A 17,360-nucleotide genomic window follows, 5' to 3' on the forward strand; every position below is an offset into this window, starting at 1 on the left:
CCCTCCTATATATGTAAATCTGTATTTTTTATTTTAATTGATGACCGTCATTTCAATAATGGAACCGGTACCAAAACTTTCTTGATTTCATTTTAATCAATTACACATATATTATCAATCTTATTTTTTTGAAATGGTGAAATTTTTTTATTAACGTTTATAAATTAGTCATAAAGAGAATGTCTATTCTCATTTACAGAACATGTGTTCTGTGTTATAGTATGAACACACTCAATATTAGAAATCACTAGTTTCTGACCATGACGATTTAAGTCATAGTTTCATGACTTTCTCTTATTCTCATTAATTTAGACTTCAGAAGCCCTTTCATTCTTTTATCATATGTACAGATTTTTTATCTTTATCTCCCTTTTCTATACTTATTTTTTTAATACTTTACTTCATTTCTTTACTCATGTGTCATTTTTTTACTCTTTTTATACCAATCAATATGTTGTTTTGTTTTAAAACATGCTAAAAATTTACAATTCACTAAAACACATTGAGGCGCTCTGCACGCAACTATATAATTAAAAATGTTTATTATGTCTCTTTAGAATGGATGGGGAAACTATGCGAGGTATTACAATTGACTTATTGACGCATCATCAATCTGAGACTTATCGCTTGCTAGATGAAGTACAATTATTCGTATCCTTAGACGGTATCCTAGAAGTACAGCACAATGGTAGACACACTTCATGTTATGATCAACTACTGATTGTAAATCGCTTAGATATCATTCAAATCTCTCACGCCCAATCACTTATCAAAGTCTGCATCCCAATGCATTTCTTCTCAAAATATATCCCTGCATATCGTGACGGTTATTTTGCCCAAGATGCACTCACATCTCATGAGCGTATCATTACATTATTAAAGCAGATCATACAGCAGCCTATCCAGAAGCAACATCATATTTTAATATATGATATTTTAAAACTGCTCTGTGACGAAGCATTCATACTGACTTCTCCATATTTTTTACCGACAATGATGTGTACACACACATTTCTCGAACAAGTTTTAGTTTATATATACGACAATTTGGATAGACGACTCTCTCTGAAAAATATAAGTGAACACTTTTTCGTGTCACCGTCTTATATTTCTATTCTCTTCACGAAATATCTAGACTTTAGTTTCAAAAAGTACTTTGATACATTGAGACTCGGATTATCTTTACCAACACTAATAGCGACTGATGATACCATACAAAACATTGCCTTGCACTTTGGGTTTTCTAATTATAATCATTACTCTAAAATATTCAATCTATACATAGGTATACGTCCAGCTGACTATCGCAACCAATCGGATTATCCTGAAGCGATTGTCTCCATTCGACCTTACGACATTGAATACTTTAATCACTATTTAGCATTCAATAACACTTCAGAATCGACTGTTAACCTTACCGTTAATCTCAGTGAATCGAACCAACAAACTTATACTTCTGATCGTCAGTTGTTTCTTGAAATCACCAATTGCCATATTTATGAAGTACTGAAGCAGATCATTTCTCAAACTAACCCTATCTTTGCGCAGACAACCTTGACATTACTTTTTCAAGATTTTACCAATGAAGCTTTGAAGTTTCATAACTCAGCTGATTTCGATCACTTTTGTCATCTACTCAAAAAACGTCACTATCATCTAGTGTTTTGCCTGAATAACATGCAACAATTTGAGTCATTTGACCATTTGTTCTTGCAGCCACTCATACGCATGATGACTGCACAACCAACTGTTCTATCGCCGAATGACTTCACATTGTCTATTGCTGTTTCACCACACTTTTTCAATGTACAAGAAGTCAAGTTTATTCAGCAGCGGATTCATAAATATTTACCCAACTGTCAGTTTGCATTGCACTTATCGTATCCTGTTAGACCGATACATCATAAATACTTCGAGTCTTTCAAGGAACAGTCCATTCAAATAGACTTTTACTGCATGCCATTTGAAGCATTCATCTCATGTGAGACACGTTCGATGGAACCTTATAGAACGTTGTTAAAAGACTTCGATACCCCAATCGTTTTGACAGGGCTATCTGCGCAGGCATTGAATCATCTCTATCCATCAACATCAACTGATTATCCGCAACAATTTTTAGCGTTGCTATTGCAGTTGCCCATAAACATTTTAGGTGTAGGTATCTCTTTTGTAGCGACGAAACAGCAACCTATTGGCTACTTCAATACTTATGGACATCAATTGCCTTATAGTTATATGTATCAAATACATCAATGTTTTGCAGGACATCTCAATACGGAATCAGATCACTATATATTGCACGAAACAGAAGATGCGTATCTCATTCTGTTGTCAGGCTCAAACATATTTAACCTTGAAACAGAACATGCACCAAAACAATCTTATCACTTCAATATTATGTCATCCGATACACTAGCGAAACAACTCGTCACGACATATACATATGATGCACAATATTCCGATGTGACAAATGGCATTGCGATAGATATTGAAGATTACTATATTCCACTTCCAGATATTCAGCATCTCCATCAGACATTCCAACTGCAACCGCACATTACCGTCCATGATTTTTACAACAAAACGTTGCATGTCACATTACTTCATAACGAAGTAAAACTGATTAAAATATATAAAACAAAAGCGACAAAACGTCAGCATTTGATTTAACTGATGCATGTCACCGCTTCTAACAAAAAAGCTGGATATTCACACCCAGCTTTTTCTTTTACCCAATATATTCATTTTTCGTTGCATACCAACCAAATATCAAAATCATAGCGTTCATAACTAGCAATAAGCATATCACCACAGACCATGTATGCATCATGTCATACACGACTCCGATAAGAAATGGTCCAATTGCCGCAACCCAGTACCCTATCGACTGACCGAATCCTGAGAGTGCCATACTCACCCGTGTTGTTCTAGCACGTATTGAGAATAATGTCATACAAACACTGAAGCATGCCCCGATGCCCATACCTGTTAAGATCATAGCAAGAATCAATAACCAATAGTTATCTGTAAATAATAGACTGAATCCTATCCCCATCAAACTCACAATAATATAAACAAGTTTACGCTGACTTTGCATTTTGGCAGCAATGATAGGGAAGGTAAAAGTCATGGGCAGCTGTGCAAACTGATTGAGCATCAAAAAGTATCCTGCAGATTCTGGTTCAATACCTTTACTTGCCAAAATAGATGGGTACCAGGCGACAATGCTGTAAAACATCATCGATTGAAATGCCATCATCAATGCGACCGCCCATGCTAACTTAGAACGATATATTTTAATCGGTTTCTGTTCTGTTGGATTGAGTGTTTCAGCATCATCAATGCTATCATTCGTTCTTCTCAACTGGGGCAACCATACTAAAATTGCACATACGGCAATTAATACCCAAAACACCAATGAGAAACGATAAGATAATGGTGTTAAAGTGGAAAGCGGGTAACTTAACCCACCCCCTAATCCTGCAGTGAAATTCATTGTTGCACTATAAATACCAGTGATCAAACCAATTTGTAATGGAAAACGCCACTTACCATATGCAGGTAAAGTTACGTTACCAAAAGCAATGGCAATACCTAGAACGATTGTACCTATGAAAAAGCAAGTGATGCCACCACTGACACGCAAAACAAGCCCTACAATTGTTAATAACACCGCATAAAAAAGAACGTGTGACATAGAATAACGCTGTAATACTCTGGACGCAATTGGAGAAAAGATACCAAAAATTATTAATGGGATCGTTGTAATAAGTCCTGCCACTCCATTGTTTATATGTAAATCCATCTTTATTTCATTGATAATTGGCCCTACTGCTGTCAAAGGTGCACGTAATGTCCCTGCAATAAGAATAATACCAATGACAAGCAGCCATTGATCTTTGACGCGCTTCCCGTATAATTGATTGGTCATTAGTACAACCTCCTACTGTCATTTATCTTAATCTTATCATAATTAAACATGTGTTTTGTTCATAAATGATAGAACTTAATCATTCTTCATCGCTTTCATATATTGAACTTCTGCCATCATTTTCTAAAGGGATTTCCCGCAAATTTTATGGCAAAATCACTTAAAGTCACAATTTTGTCACACAAAGAATGTAAGTTATCACTTTCTGTATCCGTTTTCTTTCGATACAATAGGTCTATCTTACATAAAGGAGTCAATACGTGATGAAACAAAAACAAACACTCGGAATCATCATCATTGTTGCTATGCTCGTTGTAACAGCTGGGATTGTAATAGCTATTATGATGTCAAGTCAAAAAGAAACTTATTATGGCTACATGATGGATGATACAACGGCAGAAAAGATTGTCAACGCTTCTAATAATGAAGTAGAAGAACATGTCACTTTGGAGACGGATGATCAATTCAAACCACAAAAAGGCGACTTCGTTAAATTGATTGCTAAAAAAGGCGGCGATCATGAATTCGTAAAACAAGAAGTTGTTGCACACGATGATATTCCACATGGTTTGATGATGAAAATTCATGACATGCACATGGAATCACATTCGCATCATCACTAAACTTCATAACAACAAACAAGCATCGGCGTATGTTCACCGATGCTTATTTGTTGCTATTTTTTAACGACTGAGAGTACGACAACCATCAAAATAATGAAAACAATCCCCAATAATTGCCATACGCCAAAAGAAACATTCAACCATATGACAGATGTCAATAGTGCTGTTAATGGTTCAATCGTCCCTAATAGTCCCGCTTCATGTGGAAACAAATAATGTAAACTATCAATATAAAACCAAAAGGCGAGCATTGTACCGAAAATGATAGCAAACCAAAATAGCAAGTGCGTTTGCAATGTCCAATCAGACAATATGACGTGCCATGGTGGGTGGACAAAACTCAAAGCGAGACCACCAATGAGCATTCCCCATCCTACAACGTTTAGTGAACCCCAACGTGCTAATAGACGAACCGGATACACTGTGTAAAAGGCAAGCGCCACTGCAGATAACAACCCCCAAACAATCGCAGGCTTAGGTACTTGTAAGTTTTCGAGATGACCGTTTGTCAGTAACAAATACGTCCCAGATAAAGCTAGTATAATGGCGAGCGCTTCTTTTACACCAAACTTTGTCACTTTTGTCATCACTAAGTAAAATATAATAAAAATAGGTCCCAAATATTGTAACAACGTCGCAACTGCCGCATTGCCATGACTGATTGAAGACATGAATGTATATTGTACGGCGAGCATACCAAAAATACCGTAGATAATCATTTGAATGGCTGCACGTTTATCCCACCAGATAACAAAGACTTTTACACCTTGTGTCATGAAAGCAATCACAATTAAAAGGAGCCCTGAAATGATCAATCGGACTGCAACAAACCATGACACTTCAATATTCGCATGTTGAAACAACCACTGTGAAACTGTGCCCCCAATCCCCCAAAAAGATGCACCAATAATTACAAGTAAATAACCGATCCAGCGTTTTTGATGTTGTTGTGACATATGACTCCCCCTTATTAAACGCTATTTCTATCAATCTAACATGTTTCTTTTGTAATCCGCAATCCCGTTTTTCCTATACAAATAGGAAAAACCTTGCTGTGCCTCTCACTGCACACAAACAAGGTTTCTCTTTATATCGTTATATCATTACCAAATGATTTCATCTACAACGTCGTCACTTAATGACTTAACAACTTCAACGACAAGCTTCACAGCTTGTTCGTAATCTGACTGGCTCATCACAGAAACGTTTGAATGCATATAACGGAGTGGCACTGACAATGCGATAGACGGAATACCGTCTAATGATTTATGAATGTTACCAGCATCTGTTCCACCACCCGGTAACGAATCCCACTGAAGTTCAATGTTTTGAGCTTTAGCAACTTTCTTAATATGGCGAATCAATCCAACGTGTCCGATATTACTTGCGTCCATGTTTAAGACCAATGGACCGCCACCTACTTTGACGTCTCCATCGTTAGTCATTCCCGGTGTATCATAGGCAACACCAACGTCCACAGCGATTGCAAGATCCGGTTTAATCTTATGTGCTGCTACTTGTGCACCACGTAAACCGACCTCTTCTTGAACATTCGCTCCTGCCACTAGATTGATATTGACTGACTCACCTTTTAAGGCACGTAAAACGTCAACAGCAAGCGCACAACCGTAGCGATTGTCAAATGCTTTCGCAGTCATATAATCATCATTCAATAACGTTTCAAACTCTGAGTATGGCGTTACCATATCACCAATATCAATACCTGCTGCTTCTACTTCAGCTTTATCACGTGCACCGACATCGATAAACATATCCTTGATTGCGACTGGTTTTTTACGTTCAGCCTCTTCAAGTACATGTGGTGGTTTTGAACCAATAATACCTCGAACCTTTTTGCCATCTTCTGTTGTAATTGTCACTTTTTGTGAAAGCATCACTTGATTCCACCATCCCCCGATTGGTGTAAAATTAATGAAGCCATTTTCATCAATCTTCGTCACCATAAACCCAATCTCGTCTAAATGACCAGCGATCATGAGTGTGCGGTCACCTTTTTGCGATGCCTTCTTCCCAAAAACACCGCCGAGATTATCATAGATCATTTCATCACTGTTAGGCTCTAGCAATGCTTTCATTGCATTTTTGACATCATATTCGTGCCCAGCAATCCCATCCAAATCTGTTAAGTGTTTTAGTAATTTCTTTGTTTCTGTCATTGTTGATACACTCCCCTTTATTCTCTTTCTATTCACCATCATACCAAAAGATTTAAGATGTTGTATATTCTGTGTTTGAAAAACAAAAAATCTCAGCAAAGTGATGTGATAGGCATGCTTTACCAAGATTTATGTTTATTTCATTTTATAATTCTCATCAAAGAAGTTATATTTTGCTTTCTTATCATGTTTTTTTGTTTCTGTATTAAATCCTTGTAAGAAAAGTCCACGTTTTAAATGAATCGGTTGTGCAATGTACGTATTTTTTGTATCGCCCTCTAACGTCAATTCTTTATAAAAAATACCTTTACGCGGATCGTATTCTTCTTTTTGTTTAATGACCTTACTATCCAAATGCTGCTCTGTTAAATATTGATCGATCAGTTTTAAGTTTTGACTCTTTTGATAACCTTTATATCCAAAAAATCCTGCACCGACAAGAACAAATATTACAATTGCTGCTAATAAAAAGCCTAGAATTTTTTTTGCCATAGGATGCGCCTCCAACTTCGTCTATATGATACATCTTATCACAATTACACGATTTTCATCACAAACATCTATTTGCGTCACATAATCGTTAGAAATCTTAAATCATTTGAACATCCTATAAGAAAACACTTACAATAGAAATATCGACATTTCAAACGAAGGGAGATTTTTTTATGGAAACAAACTGGCAAACACCCGAAGGACGGTCAGAACTGCTAAAACAGCTCGTTGCACATTCAAGTGTAACGCATTCACAAGGAGAAGTCACTTTCCCTACATACGTACATGATTTACTCATGTCGCTCCCTTACTTCCAGCAACATCCAGAATACATACAACTAGTCCCTACTGTTGATCATCGAAATGCCGTTGTCGCAACATATCTTTCACCTAAAGCTACCCAAACAGTCACTTTAATCAGCCATTTTGATACGGTAGGCATTGAAGATTATGGCCCTTATCAAACGTACGCATTTGATATGGAGAAACTCACTGCAACATTCCAAGAAGATATGCGCTATTTAGATGACATGAGTAAGGAAGATTTATTATCTGGGGAATATCTATTTGGACGTGGTTCTATGGATATGAAACCCGGCTTAATGCTTCATATGTCATTGATTGAACAAGCCATATTAGAGCAATGGGACGTCAATCTTGTATTGATGACTGTACCTGACGAAGAAGTGACATCAAAAGGGATGCATGCGGCAGTTGCGCACTTAGATACACTCTGTGAGCAACATGATTTATCCATTGCCTTGCATTTAAACAGTGAACCAACATTCCAACAAGCACATCATGATACGAACCACTATCACTATACAGGATCTATCGGAAAAATTATGCCGAGCGTGCTCGTTTACGGGCGAGAAACACATGTTGGTACACCTGCCATAGGATTGAGTTCTAACTTTATTTTGAGTTATATCCAACAAGAGATTGAATATCATGAACGTTTTCAAGAACAATTTGAAGATGAAGAAACACCCTTGCCGGTCAGTTTACGTGTCACAGATATTAAACAGCATTATGATGTTCAGACACCTTTTCGATCGGTAGCACTTTTCAATCTATTTCTCTTCAAACGTCATGCGAATGAACTTTTTGACTTATTCAATGATGCCGTAGCAAAAGGTTTGAAGAAAGGGCTCTCTGAGTATCAACAACGCATCGCAAAGACGGATATCAAACCACTCGACATGCAGTTGATGACGTATGATCATTTATTGCAATATGCCATTAAACATTATGGACAAGATGCCGTACAACAACTGATAGAGGCACAGGTTCAAACGGAAAGTGAACCACACCTTCAATCCATCGCAATTGTAGATGCATTGATGAACCTATGCCGAGAGCTTGGACCAACAGTTATAACGTTCTTTGCACCCCCTTATTATCCAGCAACTAATGCTTCTTATCATCCATTGACTGAAGCAATTAGTTCAACGATTGATACAACGTTGCAAAAACAGTTTGAACGTGCATCAAAACGCATTCACTACTTCAACGGCATTAGTGATTTAAGTTATGTGGCACCTTCGCCAAACGGAGCGGGATTTGAAGCTTATGAAGGTAACACACCTGTTTTCAATAATACTTATTCCATTCCATTTCAAGCGATTGAAAATATTCAAGCCCCTCTTATGAATTGCGGTCCTATCGGAAAAGATGCGCATAAAGTCACTGAACGTATTCATAAAAAAAGTGCGTTTGAAGAACTACCTGTCGTTTTATCGTCTATTATACGAAAACACTTTTTAAGCATATAAACAGCAAAAGGCACTATCTTTATCGTTGATGATAAAGACAGTGTCTTTTTTCAAATATTATTGAACACCTGCTGTTTTTTCGCGTTTTGCTAAGTTAAACATTGTTAATAATGCAATAACACCGAAAATAGCAAGTAGGATGAATGCTAAGTTACTGCTTCCTGTCATTGAAGTGACTGCAGAGATAACAAGTGGTGGGAAGAAGCCACCAAGACCTCCCATCATTGATACGATACCGTTTGCAACACCTGCTTCTTTTGAGAAGTAGTGTGGGACAAGTTTGAAGATAAGACCGTTACCGATACCTGCACAAACACTCACTGTTAAACAGCCCACTGTGAATAATAAGATGCCGTCAGATAAACCAATGATTAATGCACCTACAATCATGATTGAGAAGAATGCTTTTAACATTGTTACCGCATCAAATTTGTCTCCTAACATACCACCAATAGGACGAAGTAATGTTGCGATAGCGATGAATACACCTGTACGAATACCTGCGTCTACTTTGTCTACTCCGAAGTGTTCTACTAAGAAGTTTGGTAAGAATAGACCGAATGCTACGAATGCACCGAACGTGATGAAGTACCAGAAACTTAAGTAGTACAATTTGTAGTTTTTCAATAGAATACGTGATTGCTCTACTAAAGGTACTTTGACTTTCGGTTCATTGCCATCACCTAAGAAGAACATGATTAATGCAAATACTACCATAACAGCCAAATAACTCATTACTGTATTTTGCCAACCAATAATACCTGCGATTGGTGGTGCTAAGAATGCTGATACAGCTGTACCTAAGTTACCCATACCATAAATACCGTTTGCAAGACCGACTTTGTCTTTTGCGAAGTATTTAGGAATTGATGTAACACCTACTGAGAAGATCGCGCCCCCTACACCTAGGAAGAAACCTGCGAACATTAAGTTACCTGGTGTTGATGCTTGGCTCAATAAGAAGATTGGGATAAGTAATACAACGAAACTTGTAAAGAATACCCATTTAGCACCAACGATATTTGTTAAATAACCGAATGGCACACGTAATACTGAACCTAAAATAACAGGGATAGCTAAAATAATTGATAATTGACCGCTTGTAATCTCGATGTCTTGGGAAATAAATGGCATTAATGGTGCAATAATTGTCCATGCCATGAACCCAGCAACTAAACTGAGCGTTTGAAGCCCTAACTGCAAACCAGCTTTTGACTTATCCATAATTGATTCACCTTTTTCTTTAATAGATCTCTTGTATCAAAAAGGGTTATGATGCTATTGTCTTTTGATGCTATTGTCTTTTGATACGCTTGTTCACTTTCAGTGTAACGTTATTGTGAAATACATAACATAAGGACTTCCCCTATACTCTTGCAGGGGTATCCCCTAACACAAAACGGACACATCTAAAAAACATCTTAACGCACTGTTAAACCCTTTTTAAGATACTACTTAACTATACTTATAATAAGCATCCGTTTCACCTATCTGATAATTAATTAAAATAGCCTTCATTATTGTAATAAAACAATCATCTAACAAGAACAACTTGTGCATAAGCATAAAGATAACCCTAATGAACATGCAATAGAATCAATAGTTATTTATTGTAATCTCAAACAATATGCTCCTAAAGCCTATAAAAACCATACTTTCAACTATATTCCTTGAAATCTCTTCTATCGTTCTCCCATCTAACTTATAGGAATTTTTCACAAAAAGAATTTTCTACATACAAAAGCTATTTTACAAAAATATTCACCCCTTAGATGAAAAGTGTTACTTTTTTGTTATCAAATCACTTATAGAGAAATTGGTGATAATAGAAAGGAGTCATATATGTTAAGAAAAGGATTTGTCACATTCGCATTAAGCTTACTTGCAACAACTTACTTGTTTGGCAATGCAGACACACTATCTGCACAAAATGATGATGTTTTGAAAGCCACCGCTGCTACTGAAGCTCCCACACCAACAAACTATGATATTCCACAAGAAGGATTAAAGCCTGTACCAGTTGAAGAAGAATCTTTTCCAGAAAGTGTTATAGGGGAAGACAGTCGCACTATTGTAAAAGACTATCTCAAAAATCCTTATAGAAAAATTGTACTGTTAAATATTATTAATGGTAAACATACTTATAGAGGAACTGGTGCAATAATCAACAATAATACGGTATTAACAGCAGCCCATAATGTTTATAACAAAAAGGATGGTGGGTACGCAAAATGCATAAAAGTTTATGCGGGAGCATCAAAGTCAGGTGCAAAAATTGGAGAAGCAGTCGCAACACAGAAATTCGTCCCTAAAGAGTATCGAGATACTGCTTCTCATGATTACGACTTCGCTGTTATTAAGTTGAATAACAATCTAGGGAAAAAAACAGGAAGCTTTTCTTTATCATCCAGTATAAATGCGAAAGAACCCTTACAAATAGCTGGATTCCCGGGTGATAAAGGGGGAAATACGCAATATACTTCAAAAGGAAAGATAATAGACTTTACAAATCATCAAATTTACTACGATATGGATACATTTGGTGGCCAAAGTGGCAGCCCCGTTTGGAATTCAAAAAATCTTATTGTCGCCGTCCACACTTATGGTGGCATAAATGTCAACAGTGGTACACGACTAAATGAAGAAAAACTAGCCCTTATCAAGAAGTGGAGTGCTGATCCAAAGCCTAGTAAATATAACAAAAACATTACGATTACTAAATCTAACATAAAAATATGGAAAGATTTAAATCTGTACACACGTCGTTCCAATAAAGATGTGAAGTTAGGTAAGGTCTATCAAGCAAAAAATATTTATACACATTTAAACGGTCATAAATATCTTTCTTTATTTGACAATCACAATCATTTAATAGGTTACGTAGACAAAGGAGATACGGAAGATTTAATTGCGACAAAAATAAATAAGACCGTTAAGATTGTTTCGAAAAAAGACGTCATATGGGGAGATTTTTTCTGGTCTAGAAAAATTGCGCCAACAAGCAAATACTACAACAAAACTTTCAAAGCAAAAGGGCTCTATACGCTTGGAAACAAAAAGAAATATTACACTTTATACAATAATAAAAACAAATGGATCGGCTATATTGATATAAAAGCCACAAAATAAAAGGAGTGATTATCATGTTGAAAAAAACAATCTCGACTTCATTAATTACAATTAGCTTATTAACCCTCGGAAATTATACTTATGCAGCTTCAAACAACCATTCTGATGATGATATTTTCACGGCAACTGATCCAACAGAACCACCTACACCTACACCTTATGAAGATCCTCAAGACCAATTCAAGCCTATTGAAGAGCCTTTTTTGCCCGATCCATATACCACAGGTCAGATCACGGCTAAGACATTGATGAAAAGATATAAAGGGCTTAAAGATACTAAAGATATCGATCGATTGTTATCAAGTCTGTCAGATACTTATACGTCTCAACCTAATCAGCCTTCATCATCACGTATTTCTCAACAAACTCAAACACCGCAACCTAATCAGTCTTCATCACCACGAATCTCTCAACAAACTCAAACACCACAAGCGCCAAATACTCAATTGACCGTTTTACCTAACACTGGTGGTGTAAGTTCGGTATCACCGTTTGCTATATACAGTCTTCTGTTATTAGGTGGCACACTTATCGTTTATCGTCCTTTTGCTTCTATAAGTCAGTCAAAAGAATAATTCATCATATTTAAAGTACGGAGTGATTACTATGTTAAAAAAATTACTAACTACATCATTGATAGCTACAAGCTTAGTCACTATATCTAACAATACTTATGCAGCTTCAAACAATGATTCTGGCGATGATGTTTTCACAGCAAATGATTCAACAGAACCATCTACACCAACAAATTATGATTTTCCACAAGATAAAGCTATACCTATCGGAGAAGAACCACCTTTCATTATTGTTCCTAATGACAAAGCAAATACAAAAATTAATCATGACACACAAGTTCATTCAGCTAAGACTGTTACACCTTCAAATCAAACAAATATTAACATATCAAGCACACCACAACCATCACATGCTCGATTGACCGTTTTACCTAACACTGGTGGTGTACATTCATTATCACCTTTTGCTATATACAGTCTTCTGTTATTAGGTGGTACACTTATCGTTTATCGACCTTTTGCTTCTATAAGTAAGTCAAAAGTTTAATTCATCATACTTAAAGTACGGAGTGATTACTATGTTAAAAAAATTACTAACTACATCATTGATAGCTACAAGCTTAGTCACTATATCTAACAATACTTACGCAGCTTCAAACAATCAATCTCGTGATGATATTTTCACGGCAACTGACCCAACAAAACCACCTACTCCCACAGATTATGACATTCCACAAGACCAAATTGAACCTACGGAAGAGCCTTTTTTGCCTGATCCATATACCACAGGTCAGATCACGGCTAAAACATTGATGAAAAAATATAAAGGGCTTAAAGATACTAAAGATATCGATCGATTGTTATCAAGTCTGTCAGATACTTATACATCCCAACCTAATCAGCCTTCATCATCACGTATTTCTCAACAAACTCAAACACCGCAACCTAATCAGTCATCACCACCACAAGTTACTCAACAAACTCAAACACCACAACCATCACATGCTCGATTGACCGTTTTACCTAACACTGGTGGTGTAAGTTCAGTATCACCTTTTACTATATACAGTCTTCTGTTATTAGGTGGCACACTTATCGTTTATCGTCCACTCACATCAATACTTATGAAGTCAAAGCCATAAGTTTTTCAAACTCGAATACCCAATGTTTCAAGTGTAAATACATCCTTGAAGCATTGGGTTTCTTTTTGTCCAAAATAAAAAAGCAACCTCGTTTGGGCACTGCACCCTTAATATGGGACTCACATAAAAACACTTGAATTAGGCTGCTAATTTTCTGTATTGCACAGGGGATAAGTAGCCTAATTTTTGTTGAATTCGATTATTATTATAGTTTTCAATGTACTTTTCGACAATATCCTTTACAATGAAATTAGAGTTATTTAACTCATTGTTAAGATAAAATGTTTCACACTTTAGCGAGGAATGGAAACATTCTATCGGGGCGTTATCAGCAGGTGTACCTTTGCGAGACATACTTCTGATAATGCCCTTTTCTTCGCATAATTGGTAGTAAGCATGCGATGTATAGACGCTTCCTTGATCGCTATGAAGTAGACATCCTTCTGGAATATCAATTTGGTTTAAGGTGTCATTTACCAAACTTTGATCTTGTGTATCGCTAATCTTATAAGCCACAATTTCACCGTTATATAAATCGATGATTGAAGATAAATACAACATTGAATTACCAAAGGGAAGATACGTAATATCAGTAGTCAGTACTTGTAGAGGTTGATTTGCTCTAAAGTTACCATTCAGTTTATTGCTTGTAAGATAATATGCCTTCCCTCGACGTTTAGATTTCTTAATTCTAACTCTACAATTCAAATTATTTTCTCTCATAATTCTTTGTACACGTTTATGGTTTATCGGTTGTTTAGAGGCCTGATTCATCAGAGCAGTTATCTTGCGATAGCCGTACGTGTAATGATTATCTTCACATAATTCCTTAACCTTTTTAACTGTTGTATCTTCCGTTTTCTTCTTATTTTTCCAACGGTAGTAATTTGATTTAGGGACATTCAACACTTCCAAAATCAGCTTCACAGGATGCCTGTGCTTTAACTCATCCACTAATTCTATCACTACTTCAGGTACCACTTCCTTTCCAATTCCTTGTACTTTTTTAAAATATCTATTTCGGCTTGATTTCTTCTATTCTTTAACTTTAATTGTTCCAGTTCAGAAAGTTCCACTAATCCTTTATTATAGGAGTATTGTTTGCCTACTTGTTGACTAAATCGATATGTTTCACCCTTTCTATACCATCTCCACCATGTTTTTACCTGTGTGCTATTTCTAATATTTAATTCACACATAATTTCTTTAGTTGTATAACCTTCTGCTTTCATCTTCACTGCTTTAAACTTTGTTTCAACTGAATACGCCACTCTGCGCATAGAAAAACACCTCCGTAAATTCATTTTAACTGAATTCAACGAAAGTGTTTTTATAAAGTTCCCACTATATGGGGTCAGCTCATTTGTGATTTCACAGACAAAATTGCTTTATATTTTCTAAAAATCAAGTAACTTCTTCTTCAAAGCATATTCGACAAGCTCTGGTTTTGATTTCAAATCAAGCTTATCCATAATACGTGTCTTATGCGCTTCAACTGTTTTTACGGATACAAAAAGTTTCTCGGCAATATCTTTATTCCCGTATCCTTTTGCAATCAACGGTAAAATTTCTAATTCGCGCTTAGAGAGTATTTTAAATGGATCATTAGAGTACGCATCGTCATTAGAAGATTGTACAAATTCTTTCACTAATGATGTCGTCATCTTTGGATCAATATAGGTTTGACCTTTGTAAACAGTTCTAATTGCCAAAAGCAACTGTTCGTCAGGTGCATTTTTTAAAATATAACCACTGGCACCACTTCTCAAGACATGAAAAAGATATTCTTCATCATCGAACATCGTAAGAATCAATATCTTAGTATTTGGAAAACTATCTAGTATCTTACTTGTTGCAATCAATCCGGACTCACCAGGCGGCATACTCAAATCCATAATAAGCACATCTGGTTCATGCTCCATGACTTTTTGATACGCTTCTACCCCATCTGCGGCAGTTCCGACAACTTCCATATCTTCTTGGAAGTTCAAAATCATCGAAAAGCCTGTACGTACAACCGCGTGATCATCTGCAATTACGATCTTCATGCTTGTTCCCCTCACTTTTGGTTAATTGGTACATCAAGTGACACAATCGTACCTTTCCCTTTTTGTGTTTCAATATCTAGGTGTCCATTAACCAGTTCAGCACGTTCATTCATACCATACAGTCCGAGTCCCGAACCTTTTGGCGAATCACTCGGTTCAAAGCCTTGTCCTTGATCAGATACTTCCGCATACAACGTGTCTTCAGTTCTCCTAATATAAACATCTACTGAATCGACGCCAGCATATTTCATCGCATTGAATACCGCTTCTTGGACGACACGATAGACGACCGTTTCAATCTCGCTGTCGAAACGCTGTGGCATCATATCAAAATGATAATTCACAATCAATCCATAATTCAACTCTAATTGTTTGAAATACGACTTGAATGCTGCGTCTAATCCGAGATCATCTAATGAAGACGGTCTGAGTTCCAATGATAAGTTACGAATATCATCAATAAGCTTAGTCATCAAGCCTTCAATGTTTTTCGCACCATCTAGTAGAGAACCCATTTCTTGCTGATATTTCAAAAGACGCAACTCGACACTCACGTTGATGAGTTCTTGCACGACACCATCATGCAACTCACGTGAGATTCGTTTGCGTTCATTTTCTTGTGCTGCGATTGTCTTTTGAATCATATTACGTTGATATAGTTTTTCTTGTCTTTGAATTTGTGGTGTTACATTTTGTAATGTGAATGCTTTAATATCGTTCTCTTCATCAATTGTTTGATACGTGGCAGTGAAAGGCTCTACTTTGTTATCAGTTGTCTTCATAAATACTTGAAAAGCCGCATTGCCTAAGTCTTCAGATTTGAGAAAACAATTGTAGCAAGTCTGTAATGCATGCTCATTCGTATAGCCTTCACAACGTCCACATATCGTATTGGAGATACCACTCAAGTCATTCTCCGGTGATATGACACGCTCAGCCGCTTCATTCATATAAATGACTTTCCCCTCACCATCTATAAAAATGATCATCTCTGATGTTTGGTGATAATATGCATTCAAAAATGTTGAAAGTTCTTTCGTCTTATTATGTTGTTGTATCATGATCGCACCACCCTATCCTCGCTTGTTAAGCCACCAATCCCATGAATCACTGAGACATCTCTCACGACTTTTGGGAGTGGTGAGTTATCACGTTGACCAAATAACAACACCCCTTTGACACGATGATTGTGCCAAAGCGGTATTGCAATCATTGAAGTGAGTTGTTCGCTTATCAAGATAGGATAATTGAACAGTGCAACTTGAATCTGTTCTTCGTTCGCATCATGAATAATCATCGGCTTGCCAGTTTTCATAACGTTCCCGGCAACGCCACGGCCATAGCGCAGTTCAATGCGTTGATACCTTTCGTTCAAGTTACCTGACACGTATCTCCATTTGATTTTCGTGCCAACATGATCTTCAGTAGGTAGTGCGATTCCGGCAAAGTCAAATTGATATTTGTGACGTAATCTGTCTAACTCATCTTGATAATCATGTTGTGAAAAATCAATCTGGTTCACGGTCAT

The 17,360-nt window shown here is 36.6% G+C and carries 16 protein-coding genes; 7 read left to right on the top strand and 9 right to left on the bottom strand.

The genetic code is table 11. The features are described from left to right. The first annotated feature begins 573 nt into the window (after window positions 1-573). On the top strand, window positions 574-2,670 hold the full coding sequence (locus MUA51_RS09490; protein ID WP_262559580.1) for a helix-turn-helix domain-containing protein: 2,097 nt from the start codon (window positions 574-576) through the stop codon (window positions 2,668-2,670). Window positions 2,671-2,728: 58 nt separating this feature from the next. Here the strand turns inward: MUA51_RS09490 and MUA51_RS09495 are convergent, their stop codons facing one another. Beyond that, window positions 2,729-3,931: a CynX/NimT family MFS transporter gene (locus tag MUA51_RS09495; RefSeq protein WP_262559582.1), complete on the bottom strand. Its 1,203-nt coding sequence runs from the start codon at window positions 3,929-3,931 to the stop codon at window positions 2,729-2,731. 263 nt (window positions 3,932-4,194) lie between these two features. On the opposite strand from MUA51_RS09495, the gene MUA51_RS09500 reads away from it, so the two are divergent. Beyond that, a complete protein-coding gene (locus MUA51_RS09500; RefSeq protein WP_262559584.1) occupies window positions 4,195-4,554 on the top strand; it encodes a DUF4889 domain-containing protein in 360 nt (119 codons plus the stop codon). Window positions 4,555-4,607: 53 nt separating this feature from the next. On the opposite strand, the gene MUA51_RS09505 is transcribed toward MUA51_RS09500, so the two are convergent. From MUA51_RS09505 to MUA51_RS09515, 3 genes are all read right to left on the bottom strand, one after another. Then, on the bottom strand, window positions 4,608-5,510 hold the full coding sequence (locus MUA51_RS09505; RefSeq protein ID WP_262559585.1) for an EamA family transporter: 903 nt from the start codon (window positions 5,508-5,510) through the stop codon (window positions 4,608-4,610). Between the two features lie 147 nt (window positions 5,511-5,657). Then, window positions 5,658-6,731 (bottom strand): M42 family metallopeptidase, encoded by a 1,074-nt coding sequence (locus MUA51_RS09510; protein ID WP_262559586.1) that lies wholly within the window; start codon window positions 6,729-6,731, stop codon window positions 5,658-5,660. Between the two features lie 135 nt (window positions 6,732-6,866). Beyond that, entirely contained in the window at window positions 6,867-7,223 is a 357-nt protein-coding gene (locus MUA51_RS09515) for a DUF3139 domain-containing protein (RefSeq protein WP_262559594.1), read from the bottom strand. A 173-nt stretch (window positions 7,224-7,396) separates the two neighbouring features. Between MUA51_RS09515 and MUA51_RS09520 the strand changes: the two genes are divergently transcribed. Next, window positions 7,397-8,998, top strand: a complete 1,602-nt coding sequence (locus MUA51_RS09520; RefSeq protein ID WP_262559595.1) for a M20/M25/M40 family metallo-hydrolase — start codon at window positions 7,397-7,399, stop codon at window positions 8,996-8,998. Between the two features lie 57 nt (window positions 8,999-9,055). On the opposite strand, the gene MUA51_RS09525 is transcribed toward MUA51_RS09520, so the two are convergent. Further along, entirely contained in the window at window positions 9,056-10,222 is a 1,167-nt protein-coding gene (locus tag MUA51_RS09525) for a nitrate/nitrite transporter (RefSeq protein ID WP_262559596.1), read from the bottom strand. A 618-nt stretch (window positions 10,223-10,840) separates the two neighbouring features. Here MUA51_RS09525 and MUA51_RS09530 point away from each other — a divergent pair. The 4 genes from MUA51_RS09530 to MUA51_RS09545 are packed head-to-tail and all read left to right on the top strand — an operon-like array spanning window position 10,841 to window position 13,784. Next, window positions 10,841-12,127 carry a trypsin-like serine peptidase gene (locus MUA51_RS09530; protein WP_262559597.1) on the top strand — a complete coding sequence of 429 codons (1,287 nt, stop codon included), beginning with the start codon at window positions 10,841-10,843 and terminating at the stop codon, window positions 12,125-12,127. A gap of 14 nt (window positions 12,128-12,141) precedes the next feature. After that, on the top strand, window positions 12,142-12,702 hold the full coding sequence (locus tag MUA51_RS09535) for a hypothetical protein (protein WP_262559598.1): 561 nt from the start codon (window positions 12,142-12,144) through the stop codon (window positions 12,700-12,702). Between the two features lie 31 nt (window positions 12,703-12,733). Further along, entirely contained in the window at window positions 12,734-13,189 is a 456-nt protein-coding gene (locus tag MUA51_RS09540; protein ID WP_262559599.1) for a hypothetical protein, read from the top strand. A gap of 31 nt (window positions 13,190-13,220) precedes the next feature. Continuing rightward, window positions 13,221-13,784, top strand: coding sequence for a hypothetical protein (locus MUA51_RS09545; RefSeq protein WP_262559601.1), 564 nt, complete (start codon window positions 13,221-13,223; stop codon window positions 13,782-13,784). 138 nt (window positions 13,785-13,922) lie between these two features. Here MUA51_RS09545 and MUA51_RS09550 read toward each other — a convergent pair. The 4 genes from MUA51_RS09550 to nreA form a co-directional block, all read right to left on the bottom strand. Further along, a protein-coding gene (locus MUA51_RS09550) for an IS3 family transposase (protein ID WP_262559450.1) occupies window positions 13,923-15,064 on the bottom strand; the annotation gives its coding sequence in 2 pieces (ribosomal slippage) (window positions 13,923-14,794 and window positions 14,794-15,064; 1,143 coding nt in all). Window positions 15,065-15,181: 117 nt separating this feature from the next. Beyond that, on the bottom strand, window positions 15,182-15,832 hold the full coding sequence (nreC, locus tag MUA51_RS09555) for a nitrate respiration regulation response regulator NreC (RefSeq protein ID WP_095117776.1): 651 nt from the start codon (window positions 15,830-15,832) through the stop codon (window positions 15,182-15,184). 11 nt (window positions 15,833-15,843) lie between these two features. Next, complete coding sequence (locus MUA51_RS09560) at window positions 15,844-16,893, bottom strand: sensor histidine kinase (RefSeq protein WP_262559602.1); 1,050 nt, start codon at window positions 16,891-16,893, stop codon at window positions 15,844-15,846. Then, complete coding sequence (gene nreA, locus MUA51_RS09565) at window positions 16,890-17,354, bottom strand: nitrate respiration regulation accessory nitrate sensor NreA (RefSeq protein WP_481906612.1); 465 nt, start codon at window positions 17,352-17,354, stop codon at window positions 16,890-16,892. Before nreA ends, MUA51_RS09560 begins: the two co-directional genes overlap by 4 nt. Between the last annotated feature and the right edge of the window lie 6 nt (window positions 17,355-17,360).

This window comes from Staphylococcus sp. IVB6214 (assembly GCF_025558585.1).
Classification (GTDB): Bacteria; Bacillota; Bacilli; order Staphylococcales; family Staphylococcaceae; genus Staphylococcus.